The organism is Lacimicrobium sp. SS2-24 (assembly GCF_002201535.1).
GTDB lineage: Bacteria > Pseudomonadota > Gammaproteobacteria > Enterobacterales > Alteromonadaceae > Lacimicrobium.
Genome location: NZ_NIWW01000003.1, coordinates 432,710 through 451,922 on the forward strand (window position 1 = coordinate 432,710; position 19,213 = coordinate 451,922).

General features: G+C 51.3%; 15 protein-coding genes and 1 pseudogene. 12 read left to right on the plus strand and 4 right to left on the minus strand.

Annotated elements, in window-relative coordinates; translation table 11 throughout:
- The first annotated feature begins 223 nt into the window (after nucleotides 1-223).
- From CCY32_RS07980 to CCY32_RS07995, 4 genes are all read left to right on the plus strand, one after another.
- Complete coding sequence (locus CCY32_RS07980; protein ID WP_088330064.1) at nucleotides 224-1,339, plus strand: Type 1 glutamine amidotransferase-like domain-containing protein; 1,116 nt, start codon at nucleotides 224-226, stop codon at nucleotides 1,337-1,339.
- Nucleotides 1,340-1,483: 144 nt separating this feature from the next.
- On the plus strand, nucleotides 1,484-2,350 hold the full coding sequence (locus CCY32_RS07985) for a hypothetical protein (RefSeq protein WP_141096199.1): 867 nt from the start codon (nucleotides 1,484-1,486) through the stop codon (nucleotides 2,348-2,350).
- Between the two features lie 84 nt (nucleotides 2,351-2,434).
- The gene (locus tag CCY32_RS07990) at nucleotides 2,435-3,634 is read left to right on the plus strand and encodes an anhydro-N-acetylmuramic acid kinase (RefSeq protein WP_088330066.1); all 1,200 of its coding nucleotides are present in this window, start codon (nucleotides 2,435-2,437) and stop codon (nucleotides 3,632-3,634) included.
- 107 nt (nucleotides 3,635-3,741) lie between these two features.
- Entirely contained in the window at nucleotides 3,742-4,170 is a 429-nt protein-coding gene (locus CCY32_RS07995) for a universal stress protein (RefSeq protein WP_088330067.1), read from the plus strand.
- Between the two features lie 35 nt (nucleotides 4,171-4,205).
- On the opposite strand, the gene CCY32_RS08000 is transcribed toward CCY32_RS07995, so the two are convergent.
- From CCY32_RS08000 to CCY32_RS08015, 4 genes and pseudogenes are all read right to left on the minus strand, one after another.
- On the minus strand, nucleotides 4,206-4,943 hold the full coding sequence (locus CCY32_RS08000) for a transporter substrate-binding domain-containing protein (protein WP_168171455.1): 738 nt from the start codon (nucleotides 4,941-4,943) through the stop codon (nucleotides 4,206-4,208).
- 142 nt (nucleotides 4,944-5,085) lie between these two features.
- On the minus strand, nucleotides 5,086-6,213 hold the full coding sequence (mnmH, locus tag CCY32_RS08005; RefSeq protein WP_088330069.1) for a tRNA 2-selenouridine(34) synthase MnmH: 1,128 nt from the start codon (nucleotides 6,211-6,213) through the stop codon (nucleotides 5,086-5,088).
- Nucleotides 6,191-7,288 carry a selenide, water dikinase SelD gene (gene selD, locus CCY32_RS08010; RefSeq protein WP_348638939.1) on the minus strand — a complete coding sequence of 366 codons (1,098 nt, stop codon included), beginning with the start codon at nucleotides 7,286-7,288 and terminating at the stop codon, nucleotides 6,191-6,193. The genes mnmH and selD overlap by 23 nt, the downstream gene beginning before the upstream one ends.
- 1 nt (nucleotide 7,289) lies before the next feature.
- Nucleotides 7,290-7,908: pseudogene (locus tag CCY32_RS08015) on the minus strand (GntR family transcriptional regulator).
- 210 nt (nucleotides 7,909-8,118) lie between these two features.
- Here CCY32_RS08015 and CCY32_RS08020 point away from each other — a divergent pair.
- The 8 genes from CCY32_RS08020 to CCY32_RS08055 all read left to right on the plus strand — a co-directional run bounded on the left by CCY32_RS08020 (nucleotide 8,119) and on the right by CCY32_RS08055 (nucleotide 19,189).
- A complete protein-coding gene (locus CCY32_RS08020) occupies nucleotides 8,119-9,351 on the plus strand; it encodes a Xaa-Pro peptidase family protein (protein ID WP_088330071.1) in 1,233 nt (410 codons plus the stop codon).
- 50 nt (nucleotides 9,352-9,401) lie between these two features.
- A complete protein-coding gene (locus tag CCY32_RS08025; RefSeq protein WP_088330072.1) occupies nucleotides 9,402-9,839 on the plus strand; it encodes a nucleoside deaminase in 438 nt (145 codons plus the stop codon).
- The gene (locus CCY32_RS08030; protein ID WP_141096200.1) at nucleotides 9,820-10,599 is read left to right on the plus strand and encodes a transporter substrate-binding domain-containing protein; all 780 of its coding nucleotides are present in this window, start codon (nucleotides 9,820-9,822) and stop codon (nucleotides 10,597-10,599) included. Before CCY32_RS08025 ends, CCY32_RS08030 begins: the two co-directional genes overlap by 20 nt.
- A gap of 599 nt (nucleotides 10,600-11,198) precedes the next feature.
- Nucleotides 11,199-14,159, plus strand: coding sequence for a TonB-dependent receptor (locus tag CCY32_RS08035; RefSeq protein WP_088330074.1), 2,961 nt, complete (start codon nucleotides 11,199-11,201; stop codon nucleotides 14,157-14,159).
- 189 nt (nucleotides 14,160-14,348) lie between these two features.
- Nucleotides 14,349-15,917: a tryptophan halogenase family protein gene (locus tag CCY32_RS08040; protein WP_088330075.1), complete on the plus strand. Its 1,569-nt coding sequence runs from the start codon at nucleotides 14,349-14,351 to the stop codon at nucleotides 15,915-15,917.
- 16 nt (nucleotides 15,918-15,933) lie between these two features.
- Nucleotides 15,934-16,650, plus strand: coding sequence for a SapC family protein (locus CCY32_RS08045; protein ID WP_088330076.1), 717 nt, complete (start codon nucleotides 15,934-15,936; stop codon nucleotides 16,648-16,650).
- Between the two features lie 12 nt (nucleotides 16,651-16,662).
- On the plus strand, nucleotides 16,663-17,673 hold the full coding sequence (locus CCY32_RS08050; RefSeq protein ID WP_088330077.1) for a cupin-like domain-containing protein: 1,011 nt from the start codon (nucleotides 16,663-16,665) through the stop codon (nucleotides 17,671-17,673).
- A 31-nt stretch (nucleotides 17,674-17,704) separates the two neighbouring features.
- The gene (locus CCY32_RS08055) at nucleotides 17,705-19,189 is read left to right on the plus strand and encodes a tryptophan halogenase family protein (protein ID WP_088330078.1); all 1,485 of its coding nucleotides are present in this window, start codon (nucleotides 17,705-17,707) and stop codon (nucleotides 19,187-19,189) included.
- Nucleotides 19,190-19,213 lie beyond the last annotated feature (24 nt).

Genomic DNA, 19,213 nt, shown 5'->3' on the forward strand with positions numbered 1-19,213 from the left:
CCCCTTATTGGCATTGGAATAAGTGCATAAATGACGGTTTTTTATGCATAAAACCAAGAGGTTAAATTTTTACACAAGATTAACATTTGCGCTTCTGTGCTAACGTTTAGCTCGGGTCAATCGGGATGGGCAATACGCTCATCCATATAGCCACCGACAACGGACAGGTGGAATTGACCACTTCAAGGGAACCAAATACACACAACAAGTAAAAAGGTATCCAATGAATTCCTATAAAACACTTATCAGCTGTGCGTTATGCGCAGTCTTTTCTGTTTCTGTTTCTGCAGCAAAACCAGACCATGCCGGCGGTGGCGGCGGTGGCGGCGGTGGCGGCGATGGCGGCGGTAGTGGAAGTTATGAATACAGCCTGGCATGTGGTAGTACTGGTAACAGTGTTACCACCTCGCAGGCCACCCTGCTTATCGGCGGTGCAGAAGCAGGAGCCAGCGGTGAAGTTAATGCCACACAATGGCTGGTCAATCACGCCCCGGGCGGCGATTACCTGGTACTGAGAACCGGTGGTACCGGCTCGCAGGCGGCCTGGATGTGTGACACCTTTGGTAATGATCTCGGCTCCGCCGCTGAACTGTCTATTGATGATCGCAGCGCCGCTGACAACCCTGACGTGGCCGCCCTGATTAATGATGCGGAGATCATTTTTATCGCCGGTGGCGACCAGAATCAGTATGAAGACAACTGGAAAGGCACTCTGGTTGAAACGGCGCTCAATCAGCATATTAGCTCCGACAAGGCTCCCGTCGCCGGAACCAGTGCGGGTCTGGCCATTCTCGGGCAGTCCTATTATGCACCGGCAAACCTGGGCGTATTGTCCAGAGAAATCCTGGATGACCCCTACCATGTCAATACCAATGATATTAATCACGGCGATTTTCTGTTGCACCCTCAGTTGGCAGGGGTGATCACCGACACTCATCTGGACAGAGTCTCGGGCAAAGGCCGTAAAACCGAAACCCGTCACGGTCGGACTTTCGGATTTCTTGCCCGCTCGGTCGCCGACACGGGCAGTCTGAATGCCCGGGCCATAGGTGTCGATGAAGGAACATTGGTGGCTCTGGACAACTCAGGTGTGGCAACCGTATATGGTGAAGGTTCAGCATACTTTATGCAGCCCAACAACTATCCTGAACAGATCCAGTCCGGACAGTCTCTGGTGTGGGACAACGGCGGTCAGGCCGTCAGCGTCTACCGTATACAGGGCTCTGTATCCGGCAATGGCAGTTTCGATGTGCAGAACTGGAATGGTTCCGGTGGTAACTGGAGCGACTGGTTTACCACCTCCGGATATGATGGTTTTAACTGCCCAAGCGGCTGTTAATACCCCCATCAGGCGGGCTTAACTGAGTCCGCCTGATTCCATTGTCCGCGCCCCCGCGGATGAATTTTATCTGGCCTTTATCCACCTCCCCCTTTATCCTTGCGATCTGTTACCCCCAGCGGTTAAGTGAGCCCCGGAAAAGGAATGTCACGTCGATTCTTGTCTCTTTTACTCTGTTGTTGCTGTGCTTTTCATGCTGTCGCTGAATCTGTGTTATGGGTAAGTCCTGATAATGAAGGACGCACTCACAAAAACATTCCCTCCATGGGGGTTAAAGAAGCCACCTTTGCCCTGCTGACTGAAGCGATGCCGGGTCTGGATATTCGCGTCGTCTCCGCCAATAACAATCGCGCTCTGCAAATGCTGGAGGACTATCCGGCCGCCTGCGCGGGAAATAAAATTCTCAGCAAAGATCGCGCGCAACGCTACTACGCCACCACACTACCGCAAACGGTTTTTCCCGGCCTTCGCCTGTATACCCGTGAAGACGCTGCCATCACCCGCAAGTTAGAGGCCATACAGCAAAACGGCCCGCTGTTGTTGAGTCAGGTCCTTCAATATGTGTCAGAGCGGCAGTTTGGGGTCGTGGGCGGTAGGCGATACAGTGACAGCATCGACAACATATTGCATGCACCAAAGTGGCAGCAAAAGGTTTGGATCCGCACGGCGTCAGATATGGGTGCCGGTATGATGGATATGTTACTGAGTGAGCGCATTGAAGCAATGCTGGAGCATCCCAATAGCGCCTATCATTATCATCAGCAACTCAACTCTGCAGTAACACTTCACAGTTTTACTGTCACTGAGGCGCCGGATCGGGCGCTGGGTTATATTCTGTGTTCTAAAACGCCCCAGGGAAAGCAGCTGAGTGAGCACTTTAACCAGGCCATCAGCACCGTTAGCCAGACACCGGCCTACCTGCGGGCGCATTTGGACTGGCTGCCACAAAAAGAACAGGATAAAGCTGCCTACCTGCAGCTTTATAATCAAATTTATGGCACCGGATTCTGAGCACAGCAGTATAGAAATCGGCACTGCAACACAGCGGGATTTTGTGGCAAACTCGGGGCACCATTTCTCAGCTGAAAGCTCATCATGCACAGCCATATCCATCAACTTCACCAGATTGCCACCAAACCACAGCGCCTGATTATCGGGCTGATGAGTGGTACCTCACTGGATGGGCTGGATGTGGCACTTTGCCGGGTGCATGGTGCGGGCCGCAGCAGCAAAATAGAGCTGCTCGAATTTGCTACCGTTGAGTATGATCAAACCTACCGCCAGCGGATAAAGGCAGTGTTCTCCAAACGCCAGGTGGATCTGCAGCAACTGTGTCTGCTGAACCCCTGGATAGGCACCCTGCATGGTAAAATGATCAATGAGTGCCTGAAACGCTGGGGTATCGATGGGAATGAGGTGGATCTGATTGCCAGTCATGGGCAGACGGTTTATCACGCCCCTCGCTCAGAGCATCAACTCGACGACTACCCCAATGCCACGCTACAGATAGGGGATGGCGATCACCTAGCCACCGAGACAGGTATCATCACCATCAGTGACTTTCGTCAGAAACATCTTGCCGCAGGGGGCGAAGGGGCACCACTGGCGGTATATGGGGACTACCTGATTTTTGCCAGTGAAGAGCAGAACAGAGTGATGCTGAACATGGGCGGAATCGCAAACCTGACTTACCTGCCTGCCAGCATGGACGCCAGCGACGTGTTCAGTACAGATGTAGGCCCGGGCAACACCCTGATGGATGCCTACATGCAGCAACACTTTAACCTGAGTTATGACGTCGATGCTAACCTTGCCGGGGCTGGAAAGGTCAGTGAGCCATTACTTAATGCTTTGCAGCAACACAGCTTTTTCGCCATGCCATTTCCCAAAACCACGGGGCCTGAGTTGTTTAACCTTGAGTACCTGGCCCGCGCCCAGGCCGCCAGTCAGAGCATAAACCTCAGCCATGAGGATGTGATGGCAACCCTCAACCGGTTTTCCGCCAATATGATTGTATTGGCGCTCAAACGTTGCGCGCACAAACTCGGCGACTACCATCTTTATGCCAGTGGCGGCGGCTATCACAACCCTGTATTGATGGATAATATCGCCCGTCAGTTGCCTGATGTTGCCATTCATTCCACTGCTGAACTGGCTATTGATCCGGATGCCAAAGAGGCCGTGCTGTTTGCGGTCTTGGCCAACGAATGTGTGGCGGGTGGTAAAGACCGATTCAGCAACCTCAAAGAGGGCATTCCGGACATCACCATGGGCAAGATCAGCTTTTACGACTGAGTGCCCGGGCACGGCGAATTCAAATCTTATGATGAAAATTTGACCTGCCTCAACAAAAAAGTGACGAGGTTGACTACAGTATACACAGAGCAGAAAAGGAGACTCCCATGTACAACACTGTATTAATCGCCATCGACACCACCCCCGAAGCTAAGCAGGTATTGGATGCGGCACTGAACAACGAAGCGGCTAAAAATGCCTCATTTCAGGTACTGCATGCCACTGAGCTGCCCGGTCCTGGCATGAGTGCCTACACAGGATATGACTTTAACTTTGACTTTGAGCAAATCCACACGGCAGCCCGCGAGAAAATCGCCGAGCTGATTAAAGGCACCGCGATTAAAGAGAGCGATGTTCAGGTGAAAACCGGCATGGCGGCCGATCTCATCGTAGATATGGCCAAAGACATTAAGGCCGATTTGATCGTGGTAGGCAGTCACGGTCGCCATGGGATTCGCCTGTTGCTCGGTTCAACCGCCAACAGCGTGCTACATCATGCGCCCTGTGATGTGTTGGCTGTCAGAATTAAAGACTAGCGACTCCGTTTAGGCGAAGCCAAGACCGGATTGAATTATTCGGTATAGTTTTTATACAGCAAATCATAAAGGCCATTGGCCTTTATTTCAGCGAGGCCTTCAGCAAAATCTTCGGCCATGATTGCGTCACGAAAATAAACGCCATACCAGGTCTTGTCGGGGAAAATATCATGGTAGCGAACAGGTTCACCCGTACCCAATTGTAGTTCCATGCTCTGGCGGTACCAGTCAAAAACGGTCTTATCCGCCACGACCACTTCCGCTTTACCGGTCCAAAACATCGCCATTTGTCGCCGTTGACTGGCGGTCTCCTGGTAAAAGCGGGTAGAGCTACCACCTTTACCGAATAAACGCTGAAACTCGCCTCCGAGAAACTCACTGGCACCTTCAAACGCGACCACCTGATAACGACTCAGGTCAGCGATTTCCTCAATGTCGATATCGTCTGCCTGCCTCGACATGGCAAAGTTGTGGTAGTAGGTAAAATCCTCCACAAAGTGCCAGGGCGAATCCGGCTGCGGTTTTTGGGTGGTTACCGCATCCAGTTGTGAAATATTGTCCAGCGCTTCCCGAAGCTTCATGTTATTTAAATGCACCACCAGCAAATCATGCCCTTTTACCGCCAGCGCCTCGCGAAAAATATCAACTTCCAGACCAATCCGGGTTTGCCCCATGACATAGGGAGGCTTGTCGATACCAAAGGCCACTGTCAGTCGCTCAGCCTCTGCCAATGGGCAGAAAACAAAAAGACTCATCAGTATCAGGCGTCGCATAAAGATCTCTTTTTTCAGGTGAATGATGCTCAATGTCTCGTCCTTGATAGTAGGTTGTCTCTACAAGGGATCAGTATCCTGTGCTTTCACAACGACACAGTATAGCCACAATCTGCCGTTACGCCTTTAATAAGATGTCGCTTTAACCGCCAATGTCTGCCTGATGCTGCTGCCAGAATGCCAGCAGTCCTTTAGCAGAGCCGCTATAGAGGCAGGAACGGGATTGTTTCGTCAATTGATAGTCATACATGGGGTCATAATACTGAGTGAGTAATCTTTCTATCCACAGGTAATGATTTGTGGCGTTTCCCTGCCTGTGGCTTTGCAGCGCGTCCGCCAACATGGCTTGCAGTTGCTGATATCCTTCCATTCCCAGGCGACGCCGAATGCGGTGAAGACTCTGCTGCAGGTACTGAGCAAAGGCTTCAAAGCCCTGCTGTGGACCATAGTGCGCCAGGGACTCTTCGAGTCGCTGCACAATGTACTCTGAGAAAATGTTCTCGATTCGCTGTGCCAGAGGTGTTTCCACTATCATCACCGGCGCTTTGGCCATTTTCTCTCGCAGCGAAAGTGGTAAGGTTAATGAACCGATATGGCCGGATTCATCTTCGAGCAGCAGAGCAGGAGCGTCGCCTGCACGATGCTTGAGAAGCGCTACTGCCAGGGCATTTTCAAAATTGATTTGACTGGGTTGGGGCTGAATATGCGCACCGAAACTGGACCCCCGATGCCGGGCTAGCCCCTCCAGATCAATGCTTGATGAAAGGTGCTGCAATATTTGTGTTTTGCCGCAGCCTGTGCGTCCGGCCAGCAGTACCACCGGCGTGCTCATCACTATCTGTTCAAGCTGCTCGATGAGGAAACGTCTGAGCGCCTTGTACCCGCCGGCCACACGCGGATACGTCATGCCAGCCTCTGCCAGCCACTGCTGAGTAATTTCTGAGCGAAGACCACCGCGCCAACAAAAAAGCGCCCCCTGTGGGTGAACCCGGCAAAAATCCAACCAGGCTGCAATGCGTTTGGCTTTAACGTCACCGCTGACGAGTTTATGTCCGAGCTTGATGGCGGCAGCCTGCCCGTAATATTTGTAGCAGGTACCCACTTTGGCCCTTTCCTCATCGGTCATGAGCGGCAGACTCTGGGCGTGGGGAAATGAACCTTTTGCAAATTCGGCAGGCGCACGCAGATCAATCAGCGGCTGGTCACTGAGAAAGACCTGGCGGTAATCACTGATAAGCTCATGCCGCTCAACCACGGATGCGAACCACATATTCAGCATCTGCTTCGGTAAGATGACCAATGGCAGACAGTGACAGCTGTTGCTGCTGAAATAGTCGCTGTACCTGCTCAAGCGACGCCTGGTCATTTTGCACCGCCACCAGCAACCCGCCACTGGTTTGTGGGTCACACAGCAGCGCCTTCTGGCGGTCCGTTAAGGGTGATATCTTTTGCCCGTAACTGGCGAAGTTACGCTGTGTGCCGCCGGGTATACAGCCCTGAGATATATAGTCTTCAACAGCTGGCAGGACCGGTATCTGACTGTAATCCAACTGAGCTGCCAGGCCACTGCCCTCGCACATTTCCAGTAAATGGCCGAGCAATCCGAAGCCGGTGACATCGGTGATTGCCGACACCCCCTCCACGTCTGCCAGACTCTGACCAATTCGATTTAGCTGACACATTGTGTCGCGGGCCAGGGTAGCGTGCCCGGCCTGGAGTTTGCCCTGTTTTTGCGCTGTGGTCAGCACGCCAACGCCAAGGGGCTTAGTCAGGAATAAGCGATCTCCGGCCTGTGCCGTATTATTTTGTTTAAGCTTTTGAATCGCCACCTGGCCTGTTACCGCCAGCCCAAAGATAGGTTCCGGTGCATCAATACTGTGTCCGCCGGCAAGCATAATACCGGCATCCTTGCAGGCTTGCCGACCGCCTTCTATGACCTGCCGGGCCGCCTCTGCAGGTAAGGTATTCACCGGCCAGCCTAAAATAGCAATCGCCATCAGGGGCTGGCCGCCCATGGCATAGATATCACTGATCGCATTGGTAGCGGCAATACGGCCAAAGTCGAACGCATCATCACAGATAGGCATAAAGAAATCGGTGGTGCTCAACACTGCCATGCCATTACCCAGATCATAAGCCGCGGCATCATCTTTACTGCTGTTACCCACCAGCAATCGGGGATCCGGAGCGATATTGAGGCTGGAGGCCAGGATCTGGTCAAGGATTTGCGGCGAAATCTTACACCCACACCCTGCCCCATGGCTGTACTGAGTGAGCTTTATTGAAGCGTGTGTCATGTCTGCCCTGCTCTTTTCCGTTACCGGTAGTTGACCCGTTTTCCTCATACTACATGGCTTTTTTCAGCATTGCTTTAATGTCATCCATGACTTGCAGAATATGTTCACGCAGATAATTGCAGGCCAGTTCCGTTTCTTTGCTATTGCACAATTCCAATAATTTTGGCGGTGCCGCTCTGAGGACGTAACAATTTCACCTTCTCGAATAATGTAGATGCGGGTATAGCGTTCTGAGTTCTGGCTCAACATGCGCACAGACTCCTCTGTTTGTGGTCTGTTGGCTTTGCTGTACAGAATCTGATGGAGCTTTCTGTTAAGGCGCCCGGTGATATTATTGCTGTCACCGTTCTCTGTGGCCGCCTCCAATTCTTCGAGTATGTCCTCGGCAGCTGCAAAATCATCAGGGGTCTGGCCAGCAATTCAAACAGCTCATCGACCTGTGCAATCGAAATCTCCGCTGCAGTGGCTCCCTTACGCACCTCCAGGTTGACCAGCCCTTAGGCTTCTAATTGCATCAAAGGCTCTCTTACCTGGATGCGGCTTACCTGCATTTCTTGTGCTAATGCCGCCTGCCTTAATGGCTCGCCCGCTTTAATCTGACCGCTGAGAATCTTCTCTCGTATGGCCTCTGTCACCAGTTGAGTGCGTGTTTTGTGTTCAATGGCCATGTTTCTCTCTTATTCATTGCATACCAAAAACACTATACGGATCAGCAAAACAGGCGCCATCCCAACGCGACAAGTGTGGGAGTGTCCGTTTCCTTTTTCTGTATTTCAGCAAGAATTTTGTTTCCGCCCCTATTAATTAATGCCAGAGCATTGATAACAAGGCGCCAGGCACACTAGTATGTGCTTCAATCAGTGAAGCCGGAGACAAACATGCAGCATAACGGTATAGGTGGAAAGACCCCCGAACAGGCACTGGCAGCCCTTGAAAATATGACGGCGGATTTGTGCCCCATCGACGTGACTGAGTATCAGATGCGTATTGATAAAGCACAGAAATCGATGCAACAACAAGGTATCCATGCCTTATATCTGAATGCGGGAACCAATCTGACTTACTTTACTGGCTTACACTGGTATGCCAGTGAAAGAATGGTCGGCGCAATTCTCCCTGCAAAGGGCCCTTTGCTCTATATTGCCCCAGAGTTTGAAATTGGTAGTCTGCAGGATCATATGCAACTGCCTGGCGACTTTATTCCCTGGCTGGAACATGAAAATCCCTACGCACATTTTGTGCGCGCCCTCGAGCGCATCGGCATCCCGGACACAGGAACCGTAGCCATTGATGAAAGTACTGCCTTTTTCATTTTCGACGGTATCCGCCAATGTGGTCCCAAATTAAAACTTGTTGACGGCAGTAAGGTGACAGCCGCCTGTCGAATGCACAAATCTTCTGCAGAGTTGGCCCTGATTCAGCGTGCCATGGACATGACCCTTAAGGTACATCAAGCGGCGGCCAGTATCTTGCGCGAAGGCATCAGCACCGCCGAGGTGGAGGCTTTTATTGAGCAGGCGCATCGCAAAGTGGGCGCATCAGGCTCTTACTTTTGTATTGTGTTATTTGGTCATGCCACCGCATTTCCCCATGGGGTCAAAGACCCTCAGTATCTGAAACCAGGTGATATGGTGCTGATTGATACAGGTTGTAAAGTCCATGATTATTTGTCCGATATTACCCGCACTTATGTATTTGGTGAGCCCACACCTGAACAACGAAAGTACTGGCAATATGAGAAAAACGCTCAGGCCGCCGCGTTTGCCGCTGCCCAACCCGGCGCTACCTGCGGAGACGTAGATAACGCGGCCAGGCAATACCTGACTGAACAGGGTCTTGGTCCCAACTACCAATTACCAGGCTTACCTCATCGCACCGGTCATGGCATCGGCATGGACATTCATGAATGGCCCTACCTGGTCAAAGATAACCCGCAGACGCTGACACCCGGTATGTGTTTTAGTAATGAGCCTATGCTGGTCATCCCAGGAGAATTCGGCATTCGACTGGAAGACCATTTCTATGTCACCGAAAAGGGGCCAAAGTGGTTTACTCAACCCAGCGCTGACATTGATGATCCCTTTGGCTATATTTCTGACTATTCCCACTGATTAAAAACTGGTCTATGCTGAGAACCTTGAAGTAACCAACGAGGCCACCTATGGATGTATTTCTCGAAGCCGCAATAGAACAAGCGCGACTTGGCCTTGCCGAAGGCGGTATTCCAATCGGTTCTGTGCTGGTTCATGAAGGGAAAATACTCGGCGCAGGACACAACCGTCGAGTACAGCAAGGGAGCGCCATACTTCATGGTGAGATGGACGCACTGGAACAGGCCGGCCGTCATCCGGCCAGCGTTTATCGCGAATCAACCCTGTATACCACCTTGTCCCCTTGCAGCATGTGCAGTGGCGCTATTTTATTGTATGGGATCCCAAAAGTGGTGATCGGTGAAAACCAGACCTTCCTTGGAGAAGAAGCGTTACTTCAATCCAGAGGAGTACAGCTGGAAGTGGTTCAGGACAAGACCTGCATCGCTCTGATGGAAGAATTCATTCAACGTAACCCGGAACTTTGGTTTGAAGATATCGGCGAGTAAACTCTTTGCTCTGTGCGCATGGCTATGCCTGCCCATGGTGGTATTGGCGGCACAAAAAGTGGCGGTCGGTGTGTACGAGTATCCCCCTTTCTACCTGTCTGATAAACAAGAACATCGGGGGGTGACGACAGACATTGTGGCCTTACTCAATCAGACTCAACAGGAGTTTGAATTCGAAGTCTTCAATACCACCTCCCGACGCCGATATCAGGATTTTGAAGCCGGGCTGTTCGACCTGATGTTATTTGAAAACAAAGAGTGGGGGTGGCAAGACTATGACGTGATTGCCACTGAGCCTTTTTTTCATGGCGGCGAAGTATGGATAGCCTATGCCATTCCGGGCCGGGACCAGCATTTTTTTGACACCATTGAATCTAAGCGCCTGCTGGGTGTGTTGGGCTATCACTATGGATTTGCAGCGTTAAATTCCGATCCCGACTATCTTCAGAATAATTTTTCCATTCATCTTTTGGAGAACCAGGAAAAAATCATCGACCTGATTTCACAGCAGCGTGCCGACATGGGTATTGTGGCACTCTCCTTCCTGAATCACTACCTTCACAATCATCCGGACATGCAGGGAAAATTACTGATATCCGACAAGTTTGATCAAACCTACGCCCATGGGGCACTGGTCAGAAAAAGCGCCCCCGTCAGCGCACAGTGGCTGAATGAACATTTCGCCTCGCTGGAAAAACAAGGAAAGCTCGAACAACTCTGGCAACAGCATCACCTGCGCTCAACCCGTCAAAAGCAGTAACATTTAACCGCTATTGCCGTGCACTTTTTCTCCTCGAGTGACAGCCTGTTGTTATTGTCCTTGCCAGTAGCTGAACTATCTCTTCGCTCGCTGATAAACCCCGTGGTTCAGTCACAAGCCCCGCCTCTGGGGCTATAACAAAGGTCAGGTATCACATGCCCTTTGTTCAAACCGCTTGGAGATTCTCAGGCAAAACTGACAACGAGGCTAACGTCTGCGCTCTTCAAACCGTTAACATAATGATACCCACCTCATCCTGTTAACATTTTAAAAACACTTGCATTACATGGGCAAACACGATACTTTTTATGAAAGCGCTTACATTGTATAATCCTGACCACAACGCCGGATGCAAAAAGGCGCTTTTTCGCTGAGACCGACTTGAAGTAAAAAGCAAGATTATTCACGTCAGAAGCGGCAGCCTGACTAAGTAAGGCTGAAGGAGTGGCAGAGTCACCGCGAGGCGTGGTCGCTGCTCACTGATACGGACGGTCAAAGAAGCGAGTGTGCTTATAAATTATGCTATTTTTTTGTAATTCATTTGTAAGCGCTTACAATATAAACCAAGCAAGCTCGATGTATACACGTCGGAGGGACACATGAAGCAAAACACTTTCAGAAGAACACAATTGGCAAGCTGTTTGTCGCTAATTCTGGGCTCAGGCATGGGCGCCGCCTATGCGCAGCAAGCAGATGATACGACAGCAGATGAAGCTCCGGTAGAGATCATTGAAGTCTCCGGCATTCGCAGCAGTCTCATCCGAGCGATGGACGTTAAACGCGAGGGCGCTGGTGTTGTCGATGCCATCTCTGCAGAAGATATTGGTAAGTTCCCGGATACTAACCTGGCAGAGTCCCTTCAACGTATCACGGGTGTCTCCATCGATCGCCAAAATGGTGAAGGTGCCAGAGTAACGGTTCGTGGCTTTGGTCCCGATTATAACCTGGTTACACTGAACGGTCGTCAGATGCCTACTTCATCTATTGAAGCCACTACCGCATCATCATCTCGTTCCTTTGACTTCGGCAACCTAGCGTCTGAGGGTATTGCCGCCGTTGAAGTGTATAAAACAGGTCGCGCCGACATCTCCACCGGTGGTATCGGCTCAACGATCAATATTTTAACCACCCGCCCACTGAACGCGCCTGGCATGCAGGCAACATTTGGTGTTAAGGGTGTACACGATACCTCCAGCGAAGACGGCAGCTCGTTGACGCCTGAACTGTCTGGCTTGTACAGCAACACCTTTGCCGATGACACCTTTGGTGTATCTATCAGCGGTAGTTACCAGAAGCGTGAAAGTGGTAATCAGCAAGCCAATACGGGCGGATGGCGCTCATTTACCGGCGTAACTGACCAGGATTGGGGTGCAGGTACAGCCGATTGGGGTGGTATCCCTGATGGCCCTGACTCAGGTCATATCAATCGTCCTGGCGAAGACTCGATTTACTCTGTACCTCAGAGTCTGGGCTATGCCTTTAATGAAGTGCAGCGCACCCGTACTAATGGCCAGCTGGTAATGCAGTATCGTCCGGTTGACAACGTAACTGCAACTTTGGACTACACCTACTCGAAAAATGAAGTGGCCACCCAGTATAGAGATTTGTCTGGCTGGTTTAACTTCGGTCCTTCTACCGGTGAGTGGACCGACGGTCCGATTGCATCACCACTGGTTTATGCAGAGCAGACACCTTGGGGATCTGACCTTGCCATGGGCGCGGGTGATTTTGCCTCTTCCAACGAAAATAAATCTTTTGGCTTTAATGTTGAGTGGCAAGCCACCGATAACCTGGAACTGGAATTTGACGGGCACAGCTCGTCTGCCGAATCCGGCCCTGATAGCCCATGGGGCAGTAACAACGTACTCGGTACCGCTGCTTTTGTCAGAGCCGAGACCATTGGTCGCTTTGACCAGGATCTCCCGGTACTGGAAATCGTCTACCCTGATGGCTATACCGCACTGGATCCGCAGGATATTCGCATTGCCGGTAGCTCGTTCAGAAACAGCTATATGCGCAGCGAAATTGACCAGTATCAGGTCAAGGGTCGCTATACCTTCGACGAAGGCGTACTCAGCAGCATTAACTTTGGTGTCGGTCAGACAGATGTTGATAATCGTTCTGCCTTCTCTAACGTACAGCGCGATACCTGGGGTGGTGTAGGTGAAGCAGGCGATTTCGACAGCTCTTTCTGGCCCATCGAGTCCGTTGCCGACAGATTTGACGTTCCTGGCAGCGATCATCCGGGTCTTCAAAACGAATTTGCCGCCTTTGACTTTGAGGCAGTGCGAGCTCGCGCCGCTCAGCTATACCCTGTCGCCGGTGCCGGTGACTGTGGTAATGGGTTCTGCCCGTCATCAGAATACACCACTGATCGTCGCACTCAGGAAGAGAACACTTACGCCTATCTACAAGCCCATCTGATATTTGATATTGGCAATATGCCGGCGAATATCTACACGGGTTTACGTTACGAGAAAACCGATGTGGCCTCTCAGGCCCTGGTGCCCACTTATACCAATATCGGTTGGGTAGCCGCTAACGAATTTACGCTGATTGGTAATGGCGAGCAGGAATTTACCGACCTCAAAGGTGACTATGATTACGTCCTGCCAAACCTGAACTTCGATGTTGAGCTGACCATGGACGTCAAAGCACGTTTCTCCTACAGCAAAACCATCGGTCGCCCAAGCTATGGCGATATTCAGGGCGGTCTGACAGTCAATCAGTTATTGCGAATTGATGGTGGTACGGGTTCTCGTGGCAACCCGAACCTGTTACCTCTGGAATCCAATAACTACGACTTGTCGCTGGAGTGGTACTACGATGAGGGCAGCTATGCGTCAATAGGTTACTACCGTAAAGACGTGAAGAACTTTATCGGTACTTCCATTATTGAAGAAGCAGTATATGACCTGCCACACCCTGCTCAGGGCTCTCGCTATGCCGAAGCCGTAAATGCAGTCGGCAGCCTGGATGCAAACCTGATTCGTGACTATATCATCGAGAATTATCCGGGTTCAGTGGACGGTGAAATGATTCTGGGTATCGAGGGCGATGATGCTCCGGCTATCTTCGACATCACCATCCCGGTAAATGACAAAGAAGCGGAACTGGATGGCTGGGAATTGGCTGTGCAGCACCTCTTCGGAGACAGCGGCTATGGCGTCATCGCCAACGCGACCATCGTTGACGGTGATATCAGCTACGACAACTTCAGTCTGGAGCAGCAGTTTGCGCTTATCGGTCTGAGCGACTCCGCTAACGTGATTGGCTTCTACGACAAAGACGGTTTCCAGATTCGTGTGGCCTATAACTGGCGTGACAAGTTCCTGTCCGCTACGGGTCAGGCAACCGGTGCACACCCAGTGTACGTCGAAGAGTACGGTCAGTGGGACATGAACGCCAGCTACGAAGTAAACGAGAACCTGACGGTGTTCTTCGAAGCACTTAACATCACGGATGAGTATGGCCGTTCACACGGTCGTGCGGAAGAACAGGTACTGAACGTGACGCAAACCGGACCGCGTTACAACATCGGTGCTCGCTACAAGTTCTGATACACCCAGTTTAAAACGGGTATAGTTTAAAGAGCCGCTTCTTGCGGCTCTTTTCTTCTCTTAAGTAAAACCATCAGATTAGATGATTGCCGGCACAGTGACTTAATCTGATCGTTTTTTTGTAAGGCAATAGGGTATAAACACCCTCTGTGTTGTTGACCCCGGCGCAAAAGCGGGTAAGTTGTAGCGATGCAAAAGAGTAAAATTCGCGTTGTGGTAATAGGTGGAGGCACAGCAGGCTGGTTAACGGCTAATTTGCTGGCAGCGGATCATGACACCTCAGACAACGGTAATCTAGAAATAACCCTGGTTGAATCACCCGATATCAAAACCATTGGTGTGGGTGAAGGGACCTGGCCATCCATGCGCACAACCCTGGAGCGTATCGGTCTTTCTGAGACCGACCTGATTCGTGAGTGCGATGCCAGCTTTAAACAAGGTTCGTTATTCCGTAATTGGTACAGCACCGATAAACACGACCATTACTACCACCCTTTCAGTCTGCCCGCGGGTTATCAGCAATTAGAGTTCTGTCGTTTCTGGCAACAACATCGTCAAAGGGTCGATTTTGCCAGCGCGGCGACGCCCCAGACCCTTCTGTGTGAAAAGGGGCTGGCTCCCAAACAACTTTCCACGCCAGAGTTTGCCTTCATTCTGAATTATGGCTATCACCTCAATGCCGCCAAGTTTGTTGAGCTTCTGACCCGCCACGGCACACAACGCCTCGGTATCCGCCATATACAGGACAAGGTCACCGATATCATCTCGCCTGAGCAAGGCAACAAGCAGGACAGTCCCATCACGGCTATACGGACGCAACAGCACGGCACACTTGAAGCCGACCTGTTCATTGATTGCTCTGGCTTTAATAGTTTGTTGTTGGGCAAGCATTATCAGGTACCTCTGGAATCCCTACAATCGGTGCTCTTTAATGACCGTGCCATGGTGATGCAAGTGCCTTATGCCGATGATCAGGCACCGATACAATCCTGCACAATGTCCAGCGCTCAGGAAAATGGCTGGATATGGGACATTGGTCTGTCTACACGCCGCGGTATTGGTTACGTTTATGCCAGTAATTACGAGTCCGATGATGACGCAGAGCAGCGCCTACGACGCTATGTGACAAAAGAAATGGGCGAACAGGCAGCCAAACAGTCCGAGCCACGACAGATACAGTTTACCTCCGGATACCGTAAAACCTTCTGGGTCCACAATACCGTTGCTGTAGGACTGAGTGCCGGCTTCATCGAGCCGCTGGAAGCCTCTGCACTGGCACTGATTGAAAACTCGGCGCGCTTTATCAGCGACAACCTCAATGGTTTACAGCAGGACATGGCCTTCGTTAGCGACCGATTTAATCAGCGTTTTGAATATCACTGGAAGGGGATTGTTGAGTTCCTCAAACTGCACTATTGTCTGTCTCAGCGCCAGGACAGCGATTACTGGCAGGATAACAGACACGGCCTGCCGGAGAGTCTGAAGCATAAGTTAGCACTATGGCAGCGCCAAGCCCCTTCGATATACGACACACCGCTGGCCGAGGAATTGTTCCCGGCAGCGAGCTACCAGTATGTCTATTATGGTATGCATGGGGAGACCCGATTTTCGCCGCAACGCCATGAAGCGAAACAAGCCAGTACCGCTGAGCAGTTGCTGCAGGAAAACCAACACAAGATACACAGAATGACAAAGGCTTTACCCAGTAACCGAGCCTTGATCAATGACATTAAACAACAGGGGCTACGCCGCCTCTAACGGTTTTGGAGTATTCATGACTCAACACGTATTACTTAACAAAGATCATCACCGTAACCTGCGCGTACGAACAGACCGAAGTGCCGAATTGGGCGATAACATGATGTTCGCGGTCACCTTTGTCGAAGAACTCAGAACCATCCAGGCTCACTACCCAGTCTTTTTTCAAAAAGACACAGAGGGTCAATTCCAGTGCATCGCGTTGATGGGATTCGAGCAGGGTGAAAACCTGTTCCTGACAGAGCAAGGCTGGGATGCTCACCACATTCCCATTTTGGTTGAGCGGCTACCCTTTTTGATTGGCTTACAGCAGCAAAATGGCAACCAGGACCGCGTCATACACATTGATTTAGACAATCCACGTGTCAATGAAACAGAAGGTGAAGCCCTGTTCGATCAACTGGGCAGCCCCACTGAGTACCTGCAACGGGTTTCGGCCCTGTTAGAAGCCACGCATCAAGGACTCGAAGAAAACAAGACCTTCATTGCCATGCTCAATGAGCTGGATTTGCTGGAGTCGTTCAGTCTGGATGTTGAACTGGATAATGGCAGTCAGCATCAACTGCTGGGTTTCTATACCATTAATGAAGACAAGTTAGAGAAACTTTCTGCCCCACAACTGAGCATGCTGCATGAAAAAGGCTACTTGCAGGCAGTGTATATGATCCTGGCATCCCACTCTCACCTGCGCGATTTAATCGCCCGCAAGAATCAACGCGTATCGCAGGCCTAGGAAGCAGCATTAATGCACAGGTTGGAACGTCAGACCGTCGCCTCTATGGCAGAACTGGATACGCTACTCAGCGTTTCAGAGCAGCCTGTGTATATTCAGGGGGCGTTTGAGCATTGGCCAGCGGTGAAGGCAGGCAAGCACTCTGGACAGGCGCTGGTAGACTATTTAAATCGGTTTGATCAGGGACAGCCTGTGACGGCCTATCAGTATCAATCTGGTGGCGATGGGCGCATCTTTTACAATGAGGATGTTAGCGGATTTAACTTTGAGCCGCGACAGATGAGCTTCCAGGATTTTGCATCCCAGTTACTGAACTATTCAGATGGCTCTGACGGAGGCCTGTATTTAGGCTCAACCCTGCTGGATAAGTGGTTCAGTGGTTTTACTCAAGCCAATCCGATTGATGTATCAACACCATGGCAACATATCACCCCGCTGGTGAGCCTGTGGATGGGGAACCCCAGCCGCGTCGCGGCACATTTTGACTTTCCCGACAACCTGGCCGTTTGTGTCAGCGGCCGTCGCCAGGTGACCCTGTTCCCTCCTGAACAACTGGAAAACCTTTACATCGGTCCACTGGACTTTAACCCCGGTGGCCAGCCCATCAGCATGGTGGATTTAAAGCACCCGGACTTTACGCGCTTCCCCAAATTCAGGACGGCCCTTGAACATGCTGTGACCACTGAGCTAGAACCCGGAGACGCGATCTTCATTCCCAGCATGTGGTGGCATGCTATCGACGGCAAGGAGCAGGTTAATACACTGGTGAACTACTGGTGGCGTAATACCCCATCCTATTTGGGTGCACCTATCAATGTCTTGTTGCATGCCATCATGAGTCTGAAGGAATTACCAAAACGTCAACGAGAGGGCTGGCAAAACCTGCTCAACCACTATGTATTTGAACATGAGCAACAAGACAGCGAGCATTTGCCAGCCGGACGACTCGGCCCACATACCCGGATTGATGCCGAGGGGGCACAACGACTCAGATCAATGCTGCTGAACAAGTTCGGCCGCTAACCAAACGACTTTGCCAGAAGAGAGAGATAGTGTGAACAGGGTACAGAAAGTCATCATTGCAGGAGGAGGCACCGCTGGCTGGATGGCTGCGGCGTCTATCGCTAAATTATTGGGTAAGAATCTGGATATCTGTCTGGTCGAATCGGATCAGATAGCGACCGTGGGTGTCGGCGAAGCGACCATTCCGCCCCTGTTAACCCTGCATAAACTGCTGGGCATTAAAGAGCAGGATTTTATGGTCGCCACCCAGGCGACCTTTAAGCTTGGGATCAGTTTTGAGAACTGGCGAAACGTGAATGAAGACTACATTCATTCATTTGGCACCACAGGTCAGGATTGCTGGGCAGCGGGCTTCCAACACTTCTGGGTTAAGGGCAAACAACAGGGCATCGCTTCAGACTATGGCGACTACTGTCCTGAGTTGTTAGCCTCCTTAGCCAATAAGTTTGCGGTACAACCCAAACAAGGGCTCAACTATGCCTACCATTTTGACGCTGGCCTGTACGCACAGTTTTTGCGCAAAATAGCCGAGGAGCATGGTACCCGCCGGGTAGAAGGGAAAATCAGTGAGGTGGTCTGCAACCACTCGACCGGCATGCTTGAGCGACTCATTCTTGAAAGCGGCGAACAGCTCGAAGGTGATCTGTTTATCGACTGCACCGGCTTCAGGGGGCTTTTGATTGAGCAAACCCTGCATACGGGTTATCTGGACTGGACCCACTGGCTACCCTGTGATGCGGCACTGGCCGTGCAGACTAAAAACGTCAAGCCGCCTATTCCCTACACCCGCTCTATTGCTCGCGAATCAGGCTGGCAGTGGCGTATACCGCTGCAACATCGCACCGGCAATGGTTTGGTCTACTGCAGTCGGTATATGAGTGATGAGCAGGCCAGAGAAACCCTGCTCAACAACCTTGAAGGCGAGCCCATTACTGAGCCTCGTCAGATACGCTTCCGCACAGGCCAACGTCGCCTGCATTGGAATAAAAACTGTGTCGCGCTAGGGCTTTCAAGTGGTTTTATTGAGCCCCTTGAGTCCACCAGTATCCACCTGATTCAACGTGGCATTGTCAGACTCATGCAAATGTTCCCACATTCCGGCATCGTGCAAAGCGACATTGACGAATTCAATGCTCAGATGTTTTCAGAAGTGGAGAACATCCGTGATTTCATTATTCTCCACTACAACGTCACCAATCGCCGTGATTCGGCGTTCTGGAGGCATTGTGCCAACATGGATATCCCGGATTCGCTGGCTCATCGGATTGAACTGTTTAAGGAGACCGGTAAGGTCTTTAAAGTGCCAAATGAACTCTTTGGCGAGAACTCCTGGACTCAGGTGATGTTGGGCCAGGGCATTATGCCGCAGCAGTATCACCCGATCGTGGATCAGATGAGCGATGATGAATTACAGCATTTCCTCGACCAGATTCGCATTCAGTCTAAGCGTATGGTGGATCAGTTGCCCAGCCATGAGGATTTTTTGCGTCACTATTGCCCGGCGGCCATGCCCTGAGAGGCCGTGACCTCTCAGACCGGG

Bases quoted from the DNA above. Each gene is read 5' to 3' on its own strand.
- CCY32_RS08025 (WP_088330072.1), top strand. From the start codon at position 9,402: ATGGATGTATTTCTCGAAGCCGCAATAGAACAAGCGCGACTTGGCCTT.
- CCY32_RS08050 (WP_088330077.1), top strand. From the start codon at position 16,663: ATGCACAGGTTGGAACGTCAGACCGTCGCCTCTATGGCAGAACTGGAT.
- CCY32_RS08020 (WP_088330071.1), top strand. From the start codon at position 8,119: ATGCAGCATAACGGTATAGGTGGAAAGACCCCCGAACAGGCACTGGCA.
- mnmH (WP_088330069.1), bottom strand. From the start codon at position 6,213: ATGTGGTTCGCATCCGTGGTTGAGCGGCATGAGCTTATCAGTGATTAC.
- CCY32_RS08000 (WP_168171455.1), bottom strand. From the start codon at position 4,943: ATGCGACGCCTGATACTGATGAGTCTTTTTGTTTTCTGCCCATTGGCA.
- CCY32_RS07990 (WP_088330066.1), top strand. From the start codon at position 2,435: ATGCACAGCCATATCCATCAACTTCACCAGATTGCCACCAAACCACAG.
- CCY32_RS08040 (WP_088330075.1), top strand. From the start codon at position 14,349: ATGCAAAAGAGTAAAATTCGCGTTGTGGTAATAGGTGGAGGCACAGCA.
- CCY32_RS07985 (WP_141096199.1), top strand. From the start codon at position 1,484: ATGTCACGTCGATTCTTGTCTCTTTTACTCTGTTGTTGCTGTGCTTTT.
- CCY32_RS08035 (WP_088330074.1), top strand. From the start codon at position 11,199: ATGAAGCAAAACACTTTCAGAAGAACACAATTGGCAAGCTGTTTGTCG.
- selD (WP_348638939.1), bottom strand. From the start codon at position 7,288: ATGAGGAAAACGGGTCAACTACCGGTAACGGAAAAGAGCAGGGCAGAC.
- CCY32_RS07995 (WP_088330067.1), top strand. From the start codon at position 3,742: ATGTACAACACTGTATTAATCGCCATCGACACCACCCCCGAAGCTAAG.
- CCY32_RS07980 (WP_088330064.1), top strand. From the start codon at position 224: ATGAATTCCTATAAAACACTTATCAGCTGTGCGTTATGCGCAGTCTTT.
- CCY32_RS08045 (WP_088330076.1), top strand. From the start codon at position 15,934: ATGACTCAACACGTATTACTTAACAAAGATCATCACCGTAACCTGCGC.